We start from the raw sequence: 19,412 nt of genomic DNA, 5'->3' as shown, positions 1-19,412 counted from the left end.
CTTTGTCACAGGGGGGTGTTGCCGGTCAGCGGAGGACGACTGTGCGGATCTCCCAGGGGCCGAGGACGAGTTCGAGGCCGTCCCGGACCGGTTCGGGGGCGAGCGGCCGGCCGAGCAGGTCGACCGTGGTCGCCTCGGTGAAGGCGCCGGTCACGCGGACGGCTGTCGCGGTGCCGCGCATCGCGGTCAGCCGGACCTCGGTGCCGGGCCCGTGCTCGGGGTCGCTGACGCGGCGGATGCCCGACACGTGCACGTCCCGGCCGTCGACCCGCACCCCGGCCGCGTCCGGGGGCAGCGGGCCGCCGCCGGGCGCGGTGCCGCGGGTGACCAGCACGTCGTTGCGGAACTCCTCGGCGAGGGCGACCGCGCCGGCGCCCTGCCAGCCCGCCGCACAGGGCAGCACGGCGAACCGGTTCTCGATGCGCATGCCCAGGTCCTGGGCGCCCGGGGCGGGGATCTCGCTCGCGGCGGGTTCGTCCCGCAGGGGGTGGATGTTGACGCTGATGGAGCCGATGGCGCGCAGCAGGGTGAGGGCGAGTGCGCGGCCGTCGTCGACGAGTTCGTACTCGGTGGAGTGGTCGAGCAGGACGGTGGCCGGGCCCGCCGACACGAAGGTGCTCGCCGGGAAGGTCGGCAGGGGGTACTCGCCCCAGCCGCCCTCGGCGGTCAGGCCGCGCTCGGTGACGGCGAACTGCCCGGCCGACGCGGAAGCGGTGACGGGCAGGGGCAGCGGGACGTGCAGGCGCAGCCGGTGGTCGGCGGACCGGTTCAGGAACGTCGTGGAGACACGGACGAAGGGTTCGCCCGCCCGGACTTCCACCAGCGTGTCCACGGAGGTCGGGACGGTACGGCCGCCGCGCCGGTCCCGGTCACCGGGGGCGAGCGCCTCCGGCCACTCGTAGCGGCGGGTGACGCGCAGCCGGGCCCGCAGCGGACCGCTCTCGAGGAGTTCGACGCCGACCCGGACCGGCTCCGACACGAGGACGTCGTGGGCGGGAGGGGCGTAGTTGTAGCTGTCGCCGCGGTCACCGCCGTCGACCAGGCGGCCGACGCCCGACAGCACCGTGCCGTCGGCCCCGGTCACCTCCAGGGTGCCGTCGGCGGCCACGGCGACCGCGACCAGGCCGTTGGAGAGCGTGTCCGCCGTCGCCGTCGCGGCCGGCGGCGCCGGGGCGGCGGGCCCGGCGCCGCCGGCCTCGACCCGGAAGGCGGCCAGTCCGGCGGCGGGGACGGGTACGGCCGCCAGCGCGGTGGCCCGGGCCTGGGCCAGGGTCCGTACCCGCCACTCCCCCGGATGCGCCGCGGCCGCGGCGGCGACCTCGCCGCGCAGGGCCATCAGGTCGAAGGGGCCGTCCGGGGCCTCGGCGAGGTGGAAGACCAGGGAGTGCGGGGTGAGTTCGTAGCCGTCGATCAGCAGGCCGAACAGCTCCCGGCGGTGGATACGGCGCAGGACGCGTTCGAGCCGGGAGGCGTCCAGCCGCTCGTCGCTGAGGACGGTCGGGGCCTGGGAGACCGGCTGTACGGGGTGCGCCGCGCCGTCGGCGGTGATCGCGACCAGTGTGCCCCCCTCCGGCACGGCCACGACGTCCACCTCGACCAGCGCGGTCCGCGCCGCCGGCAGCGGGTTGGCGGCCAGGTAGGCGTCGCCGGGCACCCCGGCGGCGGGCTCGGCGAGGGCCGCGTCCCGCACGGCGCGGGCGGCCTGCGCGGCCTCGGCGAGGCGGGCCGCGACCTGGTCGCAGGTCTCGTCGGTACCGGAGCCGACCACCGAGTCGTGCGCCGTCGACTCGATGATCTTGTGCCAGGCGAGGGCGAGGAAGGCGGACTCGTCGCGGCCGGACCACAGGGCGTTCATCCGCTCGGCGTGGTCGACGGTCCGCTCGGCGGCGGCCATCCGCTGCTTGAGCCCGAGCCGCACCGACAGCACGCCCGGCAGGATGTTGCCCCGCACATGGCTGCGGAGTTCACCGGTGACGACGGCGGTCACCTCGTCCCGCGCGTGCTCACGGATGTACTCGTCGAGCGTCGCGATCGTGATCGGCCGGTCCGCCCCGGAGGCCTCGCGCAGCCAGTCGGCCAGCCGCGGGTCGGGTGCGTTGTGGTCGGTGCCGGCCATGGCGAGCACCGGGTCGCCGCCCCACCGCTGGGCCGTCATCTCGGCGTACTCGCCGAGCGCGCGGCGGATCCGGTCCGGTACCAGCAGGACGTCGAGACCGTTGTCGTACCCGTCGAAGAGGAACTCGGTGCGCACCTCGGAGCCGTCGGGCGCCCGCCAGCGGAAGGCGTGCCCGTCGACCGTGCCGGGCACCCCCCGCCACAGCGCCGCGTGCTCGATCCCGGCGCGCGCCAGGATCTGCGGCATCTGCGCGATGTGGCCGAACATGTCCGGCAGATAGCCGATCGGCATCGCGCCGCCGAGCCGCTCGGCGGCCGCCCATCCCATCTGAAGGTTGCGGACGACGGTCTCGCCGGAGCAGAGGAACTCGTCGAGCAGGATCAGCCACGGCCCGACGGCCAGCCGGCCCTCGCGGACCAGGGCCGCGACCCGGTCACGGTTCTCCGGCCGCATCTCCAGGTAGTCCTCGACGGCGGCCATCTGACCGTCGACGGTGAACCGGAAGTCCGGGTCGGCCTCGGCCGTCTCCAGGACGGTGTCCAGGGCGGCGACGAGCCGGTGCCGGAACACCTGGAACGGCTCGTACCACTCCCGGTCCCAGTGGAAGTGGGGCACGAAGACAGCCGCGTCGGGCATGGTGGAGAACACCTTCTGTGCGTGGGTCACTTGAGGGAGCCGGCGGCGAGGCCGGTGCGCCAGAACCGCTGGAGGAGGACGAAGACGACGATCACCGGCAGGATCGACACCAGCGAGCCGGTGATGATGGACTCCTGGAGCAGCGGGGCGCGCGCCGTCTGGCCGTTCCACTCGTACAGGCCGAGGGTGATCGGGAAGAGGGACTCCTTCTGGAGCATCACCATCGGCAGGAAGAAGTTGTTCCAGATGGCCACGAACTGGAACAGGAAGATGGTCACCAGGGCCGGTGTCATCAGCCGGAACGCCACCGAGAAGAACGTGCGGAACTCCCCGGCCCCGTCCAGCCGCGCCGACTCGATCAGCTCCTGCGGCACGGAGGCGCCTGCGAAGATCCGCGCGAGATAGACGCCGAACGGGCTGACGATGCTGGGCAGGAACACCGCGAGGTAGGTGTTGACGAGCCCGGTCGCCGAGAACAGCAGGAACAGCGGCAGCGCGAGCGCGGTGGTCGGCACCAGGACGCCGCCGAGGATGACGGAGAAGAGGAAGTCCCGGCCGCGGAACCGGAACTTGGCGAGGGCGTAGCCGCACAGCGCGGAGATCAGGGTCCCGGTGGCCGCGCCCAGCACCGCGTAGAGGACGGTGTTGAGGGCCCAGCGGCCGAAGACGCCGTCGCTGCGGGTGAACAGGACACGGAGGTTCTCGAACAGGTCGAAGTGCGAGAAGACCAGCCCGTTGGTGGCGGCGAGGTCGCCCTGCGGCTTGGTCGCCGCGACGACCAGGAAGTACACCGGCAGCAGGAAGTACACGGCCAGGAGCAGCATCAGCCCCATGGCGGCGGTACGGCCGGCCCGGCTTTCGCGAGTGGTGGTCACGTTGCTCACAGTCCCGCCTTCTTCGAGGTCAGCCGCATGAACCCGAAGCTCAGGACGAACGTGATGACGGCGATGACGACGGAGATGGCCGCGGCCTGCTGGTAGTTGTTCCCGGAGGCCACCGTGTAGGCGAGCATGTTCGGGGTGAACGTGCTGGAGATGTTCGAGGAGATCTGCCGCAGCACGGCCGGCTCGGCGTACAGCTGAAGCGTGCCGATGATCGAGAAGACGGTGGTCAGGACGATCGACGGGGCGATGATCGGGACCTTGATCCGCCAGGCGATCGCCCAGTCGGAGGCGCCGTCGATCTTCGCGGCCTCGTAGAGCTCCTGCGGGATCGACTGCAGCGCCGAGAACATGATCAGCATGTTGTAGCCGGTCCACAGCCAGGTGGAGACGTTCGCGGCCGACCAGAGCACGGCACCCGGACCGAGGAAGTCGGGGTGCAGCCCGACGCCGTTCAGCAGGTCGACGACCGGGCTGAGCTGGGGCGAGTAGAGGTACGACCACATGATCGCGGCGATCACGCCGGGCACCGCGTACGGCATGAACGCGACGACACGGAAGAACCCCTTGGCCCGCAGCAGGGGCGTGTCGAGGAGCAGCGCGATGACCAGGGCCACGAACAGCATGACCGGCACCTGCACGATGCCGAACAGCCCGATGCGGCCGATGCTGGACCAGAACTCGGTGTTCCGCAGCACCTGCCCGTACTGCTCGAAGCCGCCGAAGGCCGTGTACGACGTGCCGTACTGGCCGCCGGAGCGGCGCACGACGCGGAAGCTCTGCCAGAGGGCGTAGCCGACCGGCACCAGGTAGAACAGCAGGAACGGCAGGAGGAACGGGGTCACGAAGGCGGCGACGGTGGCCGCCCGTGGGCCGCCGCCGTCGATGCGGCGACGGCGGCGGCCCACGGGCGTGGCTGCCACGCCGGCCGTGCGGGTTGCGAGGTCGGTCATCGAACGGTCACTTGCCCGCCGTCGCCGGGATCGCCTGGTCCTTCATCGACGTCAGCGCGGCGGACTGGGCGGTGGCGAGCGCGTCGGCGAGGGTGCCGTCGCCGGCCGCGGCCTTGGCCATCGCGTCCTGGAGGGCGAGGTTCACGGTCTTCTGCGTGGGGCCCCAGGCGAAGCCGGTGTCGATCTTCTTGGAGGCGTCGGCGAAGACGTCGAAGATCTTCTCGTCGGCGTAGTACGGCACGCCCTGCTTGAGCGCGGGCAGCTCCAGGCCGGCGGTGGCCGCCGGGTAGAGGCCGCCCAGCTTGTTCTCCATCGCCAGGGCGTCCGGGTCGGTGTTCAGCCAGGTGTCGAACTCCACCGACTCGTAGAGGTGCCTGCCGCCCTTCATGAACGCGACGGTCGAGCCGCCCCAGTCACCGGAGGAGCCGTTCGCACCCCACGTCGGCATGGGGACGATCGTCCACTTCCCGGCCTGCTCGGGCAGGTTGTCGCGGAACATGCTGTAACCCCAGGCGGCGCCGACGTAGGTGGCGAGCCGGTCCTTCTGGTACGCGGCGTACATCTGGGTCGAGCCGTGGGCGAGGTCGGTGCGCACGACCTTCTCGGAGATCAGCTTCTGCCAGTAGCCGGCGACCTGCCTGCTCTGCGCCGAGTCGACGGTGACCTGCCACTTGTCGCCGGAGTAGCCGTACATCCTGGCGTCGTTCTGCCAGAGGAGCCCGTTGAACCACTCGGCGTTGTTCGGGTCGAAGAACGTCATGTCCAGGTTCGGGTCCGCCTTGTGCAGCTTCTCGGCGGCCGTCGCGTACTCGTCCCAGGTCGTGGGGACGGCGACGCCGTACTTCTTGAAGAGGTCGCTGCGGACGTAGAGCGCCATCGGGCCGGTGTCCTGCGGGATCGCGAACACGCCGGTGCCGCCGAAGCTGGTCTGCGACCAGGTCCACGGCACGAACTTCGACTTGGCCGCGGTGGCCGCCGTGCAGGCGGAGGCGTCCACGAAGGCGCTCTGGGTGCGCAGGTTGGGCAGTTCGTCGTAGCCGACCTGGGCGAGGTCCGGGGCCTTGCCCGCCTTGAGGGCGTTGCCGAGGGTGCCGTACTGGTCGTTGGAGATGTTCTTCGTCTCGACCTGGACGTCCGGATGCCGCTTGTTCCACAGGGCGACGACCTTGTCCATGCCCGGAACGGTGTTCCAGTACTGGAGGGTGACCTTGCCCTTCGCGGGCTCGCAGGAGGATGCGGAGGCGTTGTCCGACGAGCCGGACGAGGAGCACCCGGCGAGTACGACGATGCCGGCCGTGGCCGCGGCGACGGCGACGCGGGTGCGCGTGACTGTGCTGCTCATATCTTCCGTTCCAGAGAACGCCTGGCGCGGGTGGACAGGCGGGTCGACGTTGACACCTGGAGGCGGCTGCCTGCTGGTTGGAATGAGGTTCCGTGAGCGGTACCGTGAGCGCTCACGGGAGCGGTAACGGGAAGCGATTGGGAGTGTGTGCTTCCGAACGCCGGAGTGTCAAGGTTTCTACGCATCGGGGCATACTCGGTGTCCCTGCGACGCTGCCGCGTCGGCAATTACGCGGAGGTGAGTGATGGCGTCGTCGGGGACCGGACCCCGCAGGGTCACGATCGACGATGTGGCCCAGGCCGCGGGCGTGTCCCGGCAGACCGTGTCACGGGCGCTGAACGACAAGGGCGAGATCGGCGTCGCCACCAAGCAGCGCGTGCTCGACACCGCCCTCGCGCTCGGCTACCGCCCCAGCCGGTTCGCCCGGGGGCTGGTCCGGCAGGACACGGTCAGCGTCGGACTGGTGATCCCCGACCTGCTCAACCCGTTCTTCACCGAGGTCGCCGCAGGCGCGCTGGAGGCGGCCCGGGACCGGAGCTGGCACGTCGTCGTGTACGACACCGGCGACCGGGCCGAGGAGGAGCGGGGCACCCTGGAGGTGATCGCCTCCCAGGTCGACGCCGTCGTGGGCTACCTCAGCCTGCCCGAGGACGAGATCGACAAGCTGACCCGGGGACTGCCCGTCGTGCTCATCGACCGCGAGCACCGCACCCAGCGGTTCAGCTCGATCCGGATCGACGGCGAGAGCGGCGTGCACGCGGCGATCAGGCATCTGGCCGAGGCGGGACACCGGCACATCGGCATGCTCGACCACGCCGAACGGTCCGAACCGAGCATCCGGCACCGGTGGTTCGACGCCGCGATGTCCGCGTGCGGACTGGACGCGAGCTCCATGGCCCGCGCCGACCAGAGTGTCGAGGGCGGCGAGAGCGCGCTCCAGGAACTCCTCGGCCGGTATCCCGGCATCACCGCCGTGTTCACGTTCAACGACATCATCGCCATCGGAGCCCTGCGCGCCGCCCGCCGGGCCGGCCGGCAGGTCCCCCGGGACCTCGCCGTGATCGGCTTCGACGGTCTGCGGCTGGGCACCCTCGTCGAACCCCCGCTGACCACGGTGGCCCTGGACACCCGCCGGCTCGGCGCGCTCGCCGTCGAACAGGCGGCCCGGCTGCTGACCGGCGGCGGCCCGCTGCACACCGACGAGCTGACGGTGGGGACGGAACTGCGGCTTCGCGAGTCGGCGTAGGGGATCGCGCGTCGGCGGCGCCCGAGGAGTCGGCGGCGCTCAAGGACAGGCAGGGAAACCCTTGAGCACCGTTGGACGTCCGGTCCTGCGCCGTGGGCGTTGTGGGCGCCGTGGGCGCCTGGGGTGGTCGTCCCGGGCGTGTCGGTGGTGTCGGTCGTGCCGGGCGTGCGTCCCCTCGTCCTGCGGGAATCTCACCTCCCGCACGCCCTGCTCATCCGTCGCCCCCGCCCACGCGCCCCGGTCGGGCGACGGCGCTCGCGCCGGGGCGCCCTGGCACTCCGGCCGCCGTTGTTGGCAGACTTGGGGCTCCGACGAGATGCCCACGGTGAACGCCGCGTTCGGCGACGCGGAGGCAGGGAAGCCGTTCGCCGGCGAACCGCGGTCCTGGAACGCGCCGGACGGCGGCCTGTCCCTCACCCCGGCCCGGACCCCCTGCTGGAAGGCAGCTGTCTGTGAACGCGTTCCTCTACGTGCTGACCGTGTTGATCTGGGGCTCCACCTGGCTGGCCATCAAGGGCCAGCTCGGGGACGTGCACCCCACGGCGTCGATCGCCTACCGGTTCGCCCTGGCGGCCGTGATCCTGCTCGCCTGGGCGCGGCTGCGCGGGCTGCCGCTGCGGTATCCGGCGCGGGTGCACGGGCAGTTCGTCCTCATGGGGGCGACGATGTTCTCCACGAACTTCGTCTGCTTCTACTTCGCCGAGCAGCATCTGGCCACCGGCCTCACCTCGATCATCTTCGCGATGTCCCTGGTGGTGAACATGGTGTTCGCCCGGCTGTTCTTCAAGCGCGTGATCGCCAGGAAGATGCTCGTCGGCGCGGCGATCGGGCTGCTCGGCATCGTCACCGTGTTCTGGCCCCAGTTCCGGGAGTTCAGCCTCACCTCCGGCTCGGGGCGGGGCATCGCGCTCTCGGCGCTCGGCACCCTGGTCTTCTGCCTGGGCAACGTGGTCTCCGCCAAGACGCAGGCCGCGGGGGTCCCGGTGGTCCAGGGAACCGGGTACTCGATGGCGTACGGGGTGCTGATCATGGCTCCGTTCGCGGCGACCCTCAGCCGTCATGACCTGTTCGACGCCACGCCGAAGTACGCCGGCTCGCTCCTCTATCTGGCGGTCTTCGGGTCGGTGATCGGGTTCGGGGCGTACCTGACCCTGCTGGGCCGGATCGGCGGGGAGCGGGCGGCCTACGCGATGGTGCTCTTCCCCGTCGTCGCGCTGCTGCTGTCCACCGTCTTCGAGGACTTCCACTGGACGGCGCGGGACCTGCTGGGCGTGGTCCTGATCCTGGCCGGCAACGCGGTCATGCTGACCAGCCCCGCCCTCCTGCGCCGCCTCACCGGCCGCGGCCCCGCCGCCCCCACGGAACCGACCGCCGACCACCCGAACCCGACCACCGAACCCGAAGCACGGCGCAGCGGCGGCTGAGCCCGCCGGCACTTCGCCAGGGGGCCGCCTGGACGACGTCATCCACACCGCCGCGCCCAACACCCCGCTCGTCTGATCGCCGGCACCGCGGCGGACGAACCGCACGGCGGCCGACAGCGGCCGGCCGGTACCACCGACATCGCCGACGCCGGCCCCCGCGCTCGTGGAACACCCGGGGCGGAGAACCTCCGGACCTGGTCCGAGGGCCGGCACCAAGTCTTGGCCATGGCCGAACTGTGCCATGCCGCACTGACAGCACCCCCGTTGAGCGTCGGTCAGCATGCCGGCCGCACCCGATGTCCGAGGGCGCTGTTACGTTCCCCCCATGACCGCACCAGACGATCTACTCCGCCGGATCGAGCAGGAGCCTTCCCTTGCCACCGCGCTCGCCTGGCCCGGCGACTTCGACGTCGAGCGCCGGGACCCCCTTGAGGACCTTGCCCTTCCCACCGGCATCCCCCTGCACCCGATAGCCGGCTGCGGCGCCGGCGGCACGTACTTCCTGTGCGGGGAAGCCGGGGCCCAGGAGAGGCCCGTCCTGTACGCCGACTCGGAGGGCCAGGCCACACTGATCGGCGCCGACCTCACAGAGGCCGTCACACTCGTCGTGGTGCTGCCCTTCTGGCGCGACCTGACGAAGGGCTTCGCGATCAGCGAGCTCGGCTCCGACCTCCGGGCCGACCACCCCGACTTCGACGCCGAGCGCGACCGCCTTCTGCACGCCCTCGGGCTTGCCCCCGTCTCCGAGGAGGAGGCTGCCGCTCGCCTGCTGGCGGTGGCCGCACGCACGGCCCCGGACTACCTGCCGCACGTACCGGACGACGAACACCTGCCCTACGAGCTTCTGTTTCCGAACGACCCCGCATAGCTCCGCGACCTGGCTCACGCCGACGTTCGCACCGGGCGAGCGGTTCGGGCCGACGGGGGAAGCAGGCGGCCGGCGCGACACGAGAGCGCGAGAGGAGCCCGCGAGGCCGGGTTCGCGCACGCCTCAGCAGGTGGGACCACCGCGGATTCCGCCGAGACCCGTACGGTTTCCTCGCGATCAGGACCAATCCGCGGCCGCACCGGGATCGGATTACGTCCGGAGATGTCCCAACAGCGGAGGCCCCCGTGAAAGAAGCCGTGCATATCGGCAGAAACCCGTCGGCGGAACCGGATCTTGAGCAGCTGATGGGCCGCGTGGCCCTGGGCGACGAGGACGCGTTCGCCTCCGTCTATGACGCCGTGGCCGGTTCCGTCCTGGGGGTCGCGCGTGCCGTGCTGCGTGATCAGGCGCAGTCGGAGGAGGTGGCGCAGGAGGTGCTGGTGGAGGTGTGGCGGACCGCCCCCCGCTATCGGCCCGACCGCGGGACAGCGGTGAACTGGATCCTCACCCTGGCGCACCGCCGGGCGGTGGACCGGGTCCGCTCCGTGGAGGCCGCGGCCGCCCGCGACCACAAGGCCGCCCTGCTGGAGCGGACACCCGAGTTCGACGAGGTGACCGAGCAGGTCGAGGCCCGGCTGGAGCGGGAACAGGTACGCCGGTGCCTGCGCACACTGACCGAGATCCAGCGCCAGGCCGTCACGCTCGCCTACTACCGCGGGCTGACCTACAGCCAGGTGGCCGAGGCGCTCACGCTTCCGCTGGGCACGGCCAAGACCCGGCTGCGGGACGGGCTCATCCGCCTGCGCGACTGCCTGGGGGTGGCCGCGTGACCGCCACCGCCGATCTGCACCGTATGACGGGGGCCTACGCCCTGCACGCCCTGTCCGACGACGAGCTCGTGATGTTCGAGCGCCACCTGGCGGGCTGCGAACCATGTGCGCAGGAGGCCGCCGAGCTGTCGGCCACCGCGGCCCGGCTGGGGCTGGCCGCCACCGTGGCACCTCCGGCGGCCATGCGCGAGCAGGTACTGCACCGCGTCTCGTCCGTCCGGCAGGAGTCGCCGGGCGGGTTGACGGCGGTGCGCACGGTGCGCACCGCACTGCGTGCCCGGCTGCTGTCCCGCTGGGCACTGGCCGCCTGCCTCGCCGCGGCAGCCGCACTCGGGGGTTCGACCGTCTGGCAGCATCAGCGGGCAGAGGACGCCCTGCGTCAGGCGCGCCGCGCACAGAGCAGCACCGAGGCGATCGCGGCCGTCCTGGCCTCGCCGGACGCCAGGACGCGCTCCGCCGCGCTGGGCGGCGGCGCCACCGGCACGGTCGTGGTCTCCCGGGACCGGGACAGGGCCGTGTTCCTGGTCTCCGGGATGGCCCGTCCCGCCGCGGGCAAGGTCTATCAGCTGTGGTTCGACGACGACGGCACCATGCGCTCCGCCGGTCTGATGGACCCCGGCCGCACCGATCAGGCCGTTCTTCTGCAGGGCTCTGTCGACGGGGCCTCGGGCGTGGGGGTCACCGTGGAACCGGCGAGCGGCTCGAAGAAGCCGACCTCCGCGCCGGTCGCCCTGCTGGGGTTCCCTGCCTGAGGGGGCGACGCAGCGTAGGGCCATGGGCGGCGCCCGGCCACGGCGGCCCATGCCCTCCCCTCCGCGCCGCCGCGACGGCACGACCGGGGCACGTGGCCGAGGTGTTCGGCGTGACGACGGCGGCCGTGCGGTCCTGGGAGGGGCGGCCCGCACAGGTCGTACCGGCGGCCTCGTCCGGGCCGGCGGCTGCCGAGGCGGGCCGCCCGGTGGGAGCCGGGCCGGATCCTGTCGCCCCGGCGCGCCGCCGCAGGCCGCGGGCCCCGGCCCTCGCGGCGGGTGGGTGGACCGTCCTCGTGCACCTCATGACGGCTGTGCCCGGGCCGCGCCCGTAGGCCACGGACAGCGGCTCAGACCTGACCGGTGATCGTCACCGTCACCCGGTTCCCTGGCCGGCCGGGGAACCGGCCGGCCAGGTGTGTGTCGACGGCGGAACGGACGGCACGGGCCACGTCCACCGCTCTGGCCCGGCGCACCGCGACCAGCTGGACGTCGACGTGCCAGCCGGCGGTGCCGTCCGGTCCGGGCGTCAGCCGCACTCCGGCGGTGGGCGCCCGGCCGGTGCCGGGATCCGGCCGGGACAACGCCGAGCGGAGCCGGGCGGCCAGTCCGGGCTTCAGGAAGGCGACGCCCGGCACGCTCTCCACGACCCGACGCCTTCGCCAAGATCCCGAAGGCCACCCTGGACAAGGTCCTGAACGACAAAGCCCAGCTGACGAAGATCCTCACCTACCACGTCGTCGGCCGGAAGCTCACGCCGAAGGACCTGGAGAACGGCTCCTTCGACACCCTGGAGAAGGCGAAGCTCAGCACCTCCGGCTCCGGCGAGTCCTACACCGTCGACGACTCCGCCAAGGTCGTCTGCGGCAACGTCAAGACCGCCAACGCCGACGTCTACATCATCGACACGGTACTGATGCCCACCAGCTGACGGCGCACCGCGCGGGGGCCGGGACCACTGCGGTCCCGGCCCCGTCGGCGTTCTCCCGGACTTTTCCGGGCATCCGCGTCACAGCGGCGGCCACAGCGGGTCGAAACGAGTACAGGCACCTCACGAACGAGTCACGGCAGGAGGGACACCACCATGACCACGCAGACCACGCAGACCGCGGTAGCCACCCAGGACGCCCCCGCGCTCCGGACCGGCGGCAGGACCGAGGGCACCACGGCCGTCTCCGGCGGCGCCACCGGAGCCGACCAGCCGGCCGCGGACCGCGGCCGGACGTCGATCGCCGACCTCGTCGTCGTGAAGGTGGCGGGCATCGCCGCCCGGGAGTTGACCGGCCTCGACGTGCCCACCGCACGGATCAGGGTGACCTCGCTCGCCCCCGTGGCAGGCGGGAGCGGGGAGAGCGGGACGCCACAGGCCCCTCCCGCCGGCCGTACGCCCGGGCGCCTGTGTTCCCGGCGCCGCGTACCGGACGCCGTGCTGGCCGCCGTGGCCGCCGTGGCCTGCGGCGCCCTCGCCCTGGACCTGGTCATGGTGCACGCCGCGCACCGCCCGGCGGCCGTCTGGCGTGTCGAGGCCGTGCGTTGGCTGTCGGAGCACGGCCCGGGCGACCGGTCGGTGGCCGTTGCGGGTGGTCTGACGGCAGTGCTCGGCCTGTGGATGATCGTGCTCGCCGTCACCCCCGGACTGCGCCGGCGACTGACTGTGCGCTCCACTGCCCCGCCGGTCGTCGCGGCGGTGGACCGCTCGGCGGCCGAGGCCCTGGTGCGGGAGGCGGTGGGCGAAGTGGCCGGCGTCGGCACGGTGCGCGTGCGTGGCCGGCGCCGCCGGGTCCCGGTTCGGGCCGAGTTCCTGTGCGGGCAGCGCGCGGAAGTCCGGGCCGAGGTCACCGCCGCGGCTGACGGAGCGCCGGCGTCCTGCGGCCTGCGCGGGCCCCGTAGACTGCGGTTGCGCGTCACCCCCTCGGCTGGCCGGCAGCCTCCGGCACCGGACGCGGAGACGGCCGGTGACCGGCCGCTACCGCCCTCGACCCGCCGGCGGCCACCGGCACCCGACACCGCGACGACACGTCCACCGGCCACTTGGGCCCTCGGCACCGTCCCGGAAGGAGAGGCGTGATGCGGCAGCCCCGTACCGCCGTCAACCGGTTCGCCCTCGGCGGCACCGGCCTGGTGCTTCTGCTCGCGGGCGGCTGGCTCGCGGTCACCGGCACCGCCCGCGAGGAGCGGCTGCCGACCTGGTGGCCCGAGCCCGCCGCCGGACACCGCGTCCTGCTGGACACGGACCGACTGGCACGGCTGCGCGGCGAGGGCTGGTGGACGCCCTCCGTCACGGCGGCAGCGATCGCGCTGAGCGTGCTCTTCGGGTACTGGTTCCTCGCACGGTTCCGTTCCGGGCCGGCCCGACCACTGTCACGGGCCGCACCGGGTGCCACCGTTCGGGCGCGGGCGCTCGCCAAGGCACTTGCCCTGCGCGCGAGCGCCGTGCCAGGCGCCGCCCGCAGCCGCGCCCGCGTCCTGCCCCGCTCCCGGCGCCGCCTGGAGGTGCGGCTGCGGGTCCGGCTCGCGCCGGGCACCTCCCCGCGCCCCGTGCTGCCCGCCCTGTGCGCGGTGGCCGCCGAGGCCGAGAAGTCCGCCGCGCCGTACAGCGCTCACGCCCGCCTGCGCCTCAGCGCCGTATCGCATCGCACACCGCATGTCCGCTGACCCGTACCCCGGCGACGCCCACCCCGCCGTCCCCCATGCCGTCCGTCCACGGCCGGCCAGCTCCTGGTGGCCGGCGCTGCGACGCACCCCGGTGTCGCTGTGGAACGACGACATATCGGACTACGCGGCGGCCCTGACGTACTACGCCATCCTCTCGGTGCTCCCCGCACTGCTGGTGACGGTCCTGGCGTTCGGCCTGATCAGCCCGGGCACCGCAGAGGAGTTCGTCGCCCATGTCACCGCGTACGCGCCCGCCGAGTCGGCAGGCGAGCTGCACGCCGCCCTGTCCCGGATGCTGGGCGCGGACAGCGGCGCGTGGCCGCTGCTGGTGGCCGGTACGGTGAGCGCGCTGTGGTCCGCCTCCAGCTATCTCGCCGTCTTCCGCCGTGCCCTGCACCGCATGCACCGGGTCGAGGACCGGCGTTCGCCCTGGCGCCGGGCCCCTCGCATCGTGCTCACCGCGCTCGTGCTGCTCGTCCTGCTGCTGACCGGCTCGCTGGCCCTGCTGCTGACCGGGCCGCTGGCCGAGGAACTGGGCCGGGTGCTCGGGCTCGGCACCACGGCGGCCTGGGGCTGGAGCGTGCTGCGCTGGCCGCTGCTGCTGTGCCTGGTGGTACTGCTGGTCATCGTCGTCTTCCACACCGGCCCGGACGGGGCACGTCGGCGCGCGCACAGTCTGCCCGGCGGCGTCCTGGCTGCCGTGCTGTGGCTGGCCGTCTCCACCGGTTTCGCGTTGTACGCCTCCACCCTGAGCGCGTACAGCAGGCTCTACGGCTCCCTCGCCGGCGCCGTCGTCTTCCTGGTCTGGCTGTGGCTGTCCAACCTCGCGCTGCTCACCGGCGCGCAGTTCACCGCAGAGCTGGGGAAGGGCCCCATCGCTCACGGCACCGGGACCGGCCCCGCCTCGTGACACTCAGGCGGCAGGGGGCCCGGGCCACGACGGCGGCCACGGTGTCGTGCCGGAAGCGGTGTCGGCGCACCATCGCGTGAGCACCGTCGCGGACCAGGGCCATCACCGTGCCGGGGCTCACCGGGGCCCCGGCGGGCGGGGGAAGAAGCCGCTGGTGCGCGCCGCGTACGCCGCGTAGCCCGGCCGGTCGGCCATGTGCCTCTCCAGCAGCCGCTTCCCGCTGCCCTTGATCAGCAGCAGGCTCATCACCACAGGGGACACGGCGGACACGACGGCCGCCGCCGGGGCGTCGCAGACGAGCAGGAACAGGCCCCACCAGACACAGAAGTCGCCGAAGTAGTTGGGATGCCGGGTCCAGGACCACAGGCCCCGGTCCATGATCCTTCCCCGGTTGGCGGGATCGGCCTTGAAACGGGCGAGCTGGGCGTCGCCGACCGCCTCGAAGCCGAGGCCGACCGCCCACAGCGCGGTGCCGGCCCAGGTGACCGCGGACGGCGGGCCCGGCACGTACTGCGCGGCCTGGACGGGCAGCGACACCAGCCACACCAGGGCGCCCTGTAGCAGGTAGACCATCCGCAAGGCGTACGCGTTCCGGTTGCCCGGTGCCTTCGCGAGCAGCGCCTCGTAGCGCGGGTCCTCGCCGTGTCCCTGCCCCCGGCGGGCGATGTGCACCGCGAGCCGCAGCCCCCAGACCGCGGTCAGCGCGGTCACCAGCAGCCGTCGCACGAGATCGCCCTCCCCGGCGGAGGCGGCGAAGGTCACCACGGCCACGGCGGTGAAACCGATCCCCCAGGCGACGTCCACGATCCGGTGGAGGCCCGAGCGCACCGCGACCGCGAAGGTGACCAGCATGACCGCGAGCGCCGCGCCGGCGGCCCAGGCGAGGTTGAGCGCGAACGCGCCCCAGGCGAACCCGTTCACTGCTGCTCCAGCCCCTCGTACCACTGATGCGTGGTCGTCGGCATGCCGCTGTCGCCGCCGGGGCCCGGCCGGACGCCCAGGATCTGGTCGACGCCCATGCGCCCCTCCTCGAAGGCCAGCGCCCCGCCGACCAGGTAGAGCCGCCACACCCGGCTGGTCTCCTCGCCCTCGGTGGGCGCGGTGGTGCTCATCGGGCGGGGTTCTCCTTCGTGAACAGGTACTGCTGGACGTCGAGGTAACCGGCCCGGAAACCGGCCTCGGAGTAGGCCAGATAGAAGGTCCACAAGCGGCGGAAGGTCTCGTCGAAGCCCAGGGCCTCGACGTCGTCGGCGCGTTCGGTGAAACGCTCCCGCCACAGGCGCAGGGTCTCGGCGTAGTGGGCGCCGAACGCGTCGCGGCGGGCGAGACGGAGACGGGTGTGGTCGCGCGCGGTCTCCTCGATCGCCCGGGTGGAGGGGATGAGGCCGCCGGGGAAGACGTACTTGTGGATCCAGGTGAAGGTGTCCCGGGAGGCGAGCATCCGCTCGTGCGGCATGGTGATGGCCTGGAGCGCGACCCGGCCGCCTGGTGCCAGCCGTTCGTCGAGCCCACGGAAGTACGTCGGCCAGAACTCCGCGCCGACCGCCTCGATCATCTCCACGCTGACCACGGCGTCGTACGTGCCGCGTGCCTCGCGGTAGTCGCACAGCTCGACCGAGACCCGGTCGCCGAGTCCCGCAGCGCGTATCCGCTCCCGGGCCAGGGCGCGCTGCTCCCGGGAGAGGGTGAGGGAGGTGACGCGGGCGCCGCGGGCGGCGGCCCGCAGGGCCAGTTCGCCCCAGCCGGTGCCGATCTCCAGCAGCCGGGTGCCCGCCCCGACGCCGGCCAGGTCGAGCAGCCGGTCGATCTTGCGGTGCTGAGCCGCGGCGAGCCGGTCCCAGCGTGCCGGGAAGCCCCGGAAGACGGCCGAGGAGTAGGTGAGCGTGTCGTCGAGGAAGAGCGCGAACAGGTCGTTGGACAGGTCGTAGTGGCGGCTGATGTTGGAGCGGGATCCGTCGGGGGTGTTGCGCTCGTCGTGCGGGTGGCGCGGCGCCCACAGGCGGCGCAGCCGCTGTAGCGGGGCGGGCACCAGGTCGGCGGCGTGCGCGGCGAGCACGGTCAGGACGGCGACCGGGTCGGGGGCGTCCCACTCGCCGGCCATGTAGGACTCGCCGAACCCGACCAGGCCGCCGGTCCCGATCCGGGTGTGGAAGGCGGTCGGGTCGCGTACCTCCAGCAGCGGGCCGCCCAGCCCCAGGGTGTCCCCGCCGGCGAACCGGGCTCGCACGGGCAGCCCGCGCAGGGCCCGCCGTACCAGGGTCCGGGTCGCGGTCCTGCGCGCCCACGACGCCGGCGGCACCACGGCGACGTCCGGCCAGCGGACGGGGTCCACGGTGACGGGCCCGGAGCCGGTGTCCACGGCGACGGCGGGCTCAGGGGCGTCGAGGCGGGCGGGAGCTGTCTTCATGGCGCTTTCTCCGGGGTGCGGTGGTTGTCGGGGCGGCGCTGGACGGGCAGTCCCCGCAGGTAGAGGCGTACGCCATGAGCGCGGATCGCGGCCGACACGGCGAGGGTGGAGCCGGGGTGGCGCAGCGCCTGCCGGAGCAGCGCGGGGGCGGTGGCCTCCCGCCGGTCGCCGCGTACCGTCGCCGTGAAGGCCCGTCCGCCCTCGCGGTCCAGGTGCACGGTGAGATCGAGCCGCCGACCGGGGCGCGGAAGGCGCATGCGGTAGTCGCCGTCGACCGGGAAGAACGGCGAGACGTAGAACTCCTTCTCGGTACGCGCGTTCCCGGTGGCGTCCGGGGTCAGCAGATAGGAGTGGCGGCCGCCGTACGTGTTGTGGACCTCGGCGACCACACAGCGCAACTCGCCGTCGGGGCCGTGGCACCAGTACAGGGTGAGCGGGTTGAAGACGTACCCGAACACTCGGGCGTGGGTGAGCATCAGGACGTGTCCGCCGTCCAGAAAGACACCGTGTGCGGCGAGGAAGTCCTCCAGCCCGGCGCGGATCGAGGGCCGGTCGCCGGTGAAGTGGTCGCGGGGGTCGAAGCGGGCCAGCGGTCGCAGCAGCGGAGGGAGCCGGGGCAGGCGGTCGGGGTCGACGAGCCACAGGTACGTGCGGTGGCGCAGCGCGTACCGGAGCGGGGTGGTCCGTACGTGGGTGATCACGCAGGAGTAGAGGGCGGGTACGGCGGTCACCAGGGCGCTCCCAGCGCGGCGGCGGCCTCGACGCCGGAGCGGCAGCCGTCCTCGTGGAACCCCCAGCCGTGGTAGGCGCCCGCGAACGCGCAGACGGGGCTGTTCAGTTCGGGCAGGTGGCGCTGTGCGGCCACCGACTCGGGGGTGTAGACGGGGTGTTCGTAGACCATGCGGGCCAGTACCCGGCCGGGGTCGACGCGCTCCTCGCCGCCCAGGGTGACCACGAACGTCTCGGCGGCGTCGAGGCGTTGGAGCCGGTTCATGTCGTAGCTGACGCGCACCCGGTCGGCGTCGGCCCCGCACGAGGGCATCAGGTAGTTCCAGGAGGCGCGGGCTCCTCGGGCACGCGGCAGCAGCCGGGTGTCGGTGTGCAGGAGAGTGGTGTTGCGGGAGTAGCGGAAGGCGCCCAGCACCTCGCGCTCCCGCTCCGTCGGGTCGGTGAGCAGCCGCAGGGCCTGGTCCGGATGGACGGCGATCACGACGGCGTCGTACGACTCGGTCGTGCCGTCCTCGGCGGTGACGTCGGCCCCGTCGGCGTGCCGCCGGACGGCCCGTACGGGTGAGCCGGTGCGGATCTCGGGGATGTGCTTGGCGATCCGGTCGACGTACTCCCGCGAACCGCCGGTGACCGTGCGCCATGTCGGGGAGCCGCCCACCGACAGCATCCCGTGGTGCGCGAGGAAGCGGAACAGGTAGCCGGCCGGGTACCGCAGGGCGGTGACCGGGTCGCAGGACCACACCGCCGAGACCACCGGGGTCATGAAGTGGGTGCGGAAGTAGGGGGAGAAGCCCTCCCGGTCGAGGAACCCGCGCAGGGTGAGGCCCTGTTCGCCCTCTCGTGCCAGCAGCCGACGGGCCGCGCGGTGGAAGAGCGGCACCTCGGCCAGCAGCCGCGGATAGGCGCCGCCGAGCAGGTTGCGGGGCCGGGCGAGCAGTCCGGCCGGGCCGCGGGCACCGGCGTACTCCAGGCCGCAGCCCTCGCACCGCACAGACATGCTCATCTCCGACTCCTGCGTGGCGACGCCGAGTTCGTCGAACAGCCGCAGCAGGTTCGGGTAGGTGCGGCGGTTGTGCACGATGAACCCGGAGTCGACGCGGTGCACTCGCCCGTCGTACGAGGACGTCAGTTCATGCGTGTGCGCGTGTCCACCGAGCCGGTCGTCGGCCTCGTACAGGGTGACGTGACGGCTTCGGCCCAGGACGTACGCGGCGGTCAGTCCCGCGACCCCGGAGCCCACCACCGCCGTGCCGCGGAGACGGCCGACCGGGCCCTCCGTATCGTGTCCGGCACGTGCCGACGTCCGCTCCATCGTCTTCCTCCCGCCCTCGGCGATCAGGGTCCGCCCGTAATCCGGAGCAGCTCGGGAGATGGATTGGCCATATCGCCGTTCGTTCGGCAGGGAAGCGGGGCACCGTCGCCGCGCGCCCGGCGCCGCACGCCGAGAGCGGACGACAAGGCCGGCGGGCCAGCCGCAGCTCCGCCGCAGCCATGGCCGGGTCACCGCACGGGCCTCCTCGCCCATGGCCGGACATCGCGGCAGCACCCCGCGACAGCCTGGGAGTCCGGAGCCGGCACGGGTTCAGGCAGGGTGATCCTCCGGCGGTGGGCCTCCCAGCGGGGTACGGACCGGTTCCGCACGCGGCGGGTCACGTGGCGCGGATCG

Annotated in this window: 17 protein-coding genes and 2 pseudogenes; 9 read left to right on the top strand and 10 right to left on the bottom strand. The window is 72.9% G+C overall.

Annotated elements, in window-relative coordinates; genetic code table 11:
• Window positions 1-25 precede the first annotated feature (25 nt).
• The 4 genes from AB0P24_RS23285 to AB0P24_RS23270 are packed head-to-tail and all read right to left on the bottom strand — an operon-like array spanning window position 26 to window position 5,928.
• Window positions 26-2,752, bottom strand: coding sequence for an alpha-mannosidase (locus AB0P24_RS23285; RefSeq protein WP_365797098.1), 2,727 nt, complete (start codon window positions 2,750-2,752; stop codon window positions 26-28).
• Between the two features lie 26 nt (window positions 2,753-2,778).
• Complete coding sequence (locus AB0P24_RS23280) at window positions 2,779-3,585, bottom strand: carbohydrate ABC transporter permease (RefSeq protein WP_365797096.1); 807 nt, start codon at window positions 3,583-3,585, stop codon at window positions 2,779-2,781.
• A gap of 47 nt (window positions 3,586-3,632) precedes the next feature.
• Window positions 3,633-4,586, bottom strand: a complete 954-nt coding sequence (locus AB0P24_RS23275; RefSeq protein WP_365796935.1) for a sugar ABC transporter permease — start codon at window positions 4,584-4,586, stop codon at window positions 3,633-3,635.
• A 7-nt stretch (window positions 4,587-4,593) separates the two neighbouring features.
• The gene (locus AB0P24_RS23270) at window positions 4,594-5,928 is read right to left on the bottom strand and encodes an ABC transporter substrate-binding protein (protein ID WP_365796933.1); all 1,335 of its coding nucleotides are present in this window, start codon (window positions 5,926-5,928) and stop codon (window positions 4,594-4,596) included.
• 244 nt (window positions 5,929-6,172) lie between these two features.
• Here AB0P24_RS23270 and AB0P24_RS23265 point away from each other — a divergent pair, with 244 nt between their 5' ends.
• The 5 genes from AB0P24_RS23265 (at window position 6,173) to AB0P24_RS23245 (ending at window position 11,048) form a co-directional block, all read left to right on the top strand.
• Window positions 6,173-7,174 carry a LacI family DNA-binding transcriptional regulator gene (locus AB0P24_RS23265; RefSeq protein ID WP_365796931.1) on the top strand — a complete coding sequence of 334 codons (1,002 nt, stop codon included), beginning with the start codon at window positions 6,173-6,175 and terminating at the stop codon, window positions 7,172-7,174.
• A gap of 452 nt (window positions 7,175-7,626) precedes the next feature.
• The gene (locus tag AB0P24_RS23260) at window positions 7,627-8,598 is read left to right on the top strand and encodes an EamA family transporter (protein ID WP_365796929.1); all 972 of its coding nucleotides are present in this window, start codon (window positions 7,627-7,629) and stop codon (window positions 8,596-8,598) included.
• Window positions 8,599-8,923: 325 nt separating this feature from the next.
• Complete coding sequence (locus AB0P24_RS23255; RefSeq protein WP_365796927.1) at window positions 8,924-9,466, top strand: hypothetical protein; 543 nt, start codon at window positions 8,924-8,926, stop codon at window positions 9,464-9,466.
• A gap of 245 nt (window positions 9,467-9,711) precedes the next feature.
• A complete protein-coding gene (locus AB0P24_RS23250; protein WP_365796925.1) occupies window positions 9,712-10,296 on the top strand; it encodes a sigma-70 family RNA polymerase sigma factor in 585 nt (194 codons plus the stop codon).
• Between the two features lie 23 nt (window positions 10,297-10,319).
• The gene (locus tag AB0P24_RS23245; RefSeq protein ID WP_365797094.1) at window positions 10,320-11,048 is read left to right on the top strand and encodes an anti-sigma factor; all 729 of its coding nucleotides are present in this window, start codon (window positions 10,320-10,322) and stop codon (window positions 11,046-11,048) included.
• Between the two features lie 347 nt (window positions 11,049-11,395).
• Here AB0P24_RS23245 and AB0P24_RS23240 read toward each other — a convergent pair whose 3' ends face one another.
• Window positions 11,396-11,692 (bottom strand): hypothetical protein, encoded by a 297-nt coding sequence (locus tag AB0P24_RS23240; protein ID WP_365796924.1) that lies wholly within the window; start codon window positions 11,690-11,692, stop codon window positions 11,396-11,398.
• Between the two features lie 5 nt (window positions 11,693-11,697).
• Between AB0P24_RS23240 and AB0P24_RS23235 the strand changes: the two are divergent.
• From AB0P24_RS23235 to AB0P24_RS23220, 4 genes and pseudogenes are all read left to right on the top strand, one after another.
• Window positions 11,698-11,976 (top strand): annotated as a pseudogene (locus tag AB0P24_RS23235) (fasciclin domain-containing protein); the annotation flags it as partial.
• 153 nt (window positions 11,977-12,129) lie between these two features.
• Complete coding sequence (locus AB0P24_RS23230) at window positions 12,130-13,113, top strand: DUF6286 domain-containing protein (protein ID WP_365796922.1); 984 nt, start codon at window positions 12,130-12,132, stop codon at window positions 13,111-13,113.
• Window positions 13,113-13,700, top strand: coding sequence for a hypothetical protein (locus AB0P24_RS23225; RefSeq protein WP_365796920.1), 588 nt, complete (start codon window positions 13,113-13,115; stop codon window positions 13,698-13,700). Before AB0P24_RS23230 ends, AB0P24_RS23225 begins: the two co-directional genes overlap by 1 nt.
• Window positions 13,690-14,610 (top strand): YihY/virulence factor BrkB family protein, encoded by a 921-nt coding sequence (locus AB0P24_RS23220; RefSeq protein WP_365796918.1) that lies wholly within the window; start codon window positions 13,690-13,692, stop codon window positions 14,608-14,610. Before AB0P24_RS23225 ends, AB0P24_RS23220 begins: the two co-directional genes overlap by 11 nt.
• A gap of 117 nt (window positions 14,611-14,727) precedes the next feature.
• Here the strand turns inward: AB0P24_RS23220 and AB0P24_RS23215 are convergent, their stop codons facing one another.
• The 5 genes and pseudogenes from AB0P24_RS23215 to AB0P24_RS23195 form a co-directional block, all read right to left on the bottom strand.
• Entirely contained in the window at window positions 14,728-15,531 is an 804-nt protein-coding gene (locus tag AB0P24_RS23215) for a DUF1295 domain-containing protein (protein ID WP_365796916.1), read from the bottom strand.
• Window positions 15,528-15,698: pseudogene (locus tag AB0P24_RS23210) on the bottom strand (SAM-dependent methyltransferase); the annotation flags it as partial. The pseudogene AB0P24_RS23210 and the gene AB0P24_RS23215, both read right to left, overlap by 4 nt.
• A 20-nt stretch (window positions 15,699-15,718) precedes the next feature.
• Window positions 15,719-17,017, bottom strand: a complete 1,299-nt coding sequence (locus AB0P24_RS23205; RefSeq protein ID WP_365796914.1) for a class I SAM-dependent methyltransferase — start codon at window positions 17,015-17,017, stop codon at window positions 15,719-15,721.
• Window positions 17,014-17,748 (bottom strand): DUF1365 domain-containing protein, encoded by a 735-nt coding sequence (locus tag AB0P24_RS23200; RefSeq protein ID WP_365796912.1) that lies wholly within the window; start codon window positions 17,746-17,748, stop codon window positions 17,014-17,016. Before AB0P24_RS23200 ends, AB0P24_RS23205 begins: the two co-directional genes overlap by 4 nt.
• Window positions 17,745-19,058: an FAD-dependent oxidoreductase gene (locus AB0P24_RS23195; RefSeq protein ID WP_365796910.1), complete on the bottom strand. Its 1,314-nt coding sequence runs from the start codon at window positions 19,056-19,058 to the stop codon at window positions 17,745-17,747. The genes AB0P24_RS23200 and AB0P24_RS23195 overlap by 4 nt, the downstream gene beginning before the upstream one ends.
• Between the last annotated feature and the right edge of the window lie 354 nt (window positions 19,059-19,412).

Source organism: Streptomyces sp. NPDC086519 (assembly GCF_040686075.1).
Classification (GTDB): domain Bacteria; phylum Actinomycetota; class Actinomycetes; order Streptomycetales; family Streptomycetaceae; genus Streptomyces; species Streptomyces shenzhenensis.
Note: the sequence above shows the minus strand (reverse complement) of the source record. Positions and strands in the feature narration are given on the sequence as shown.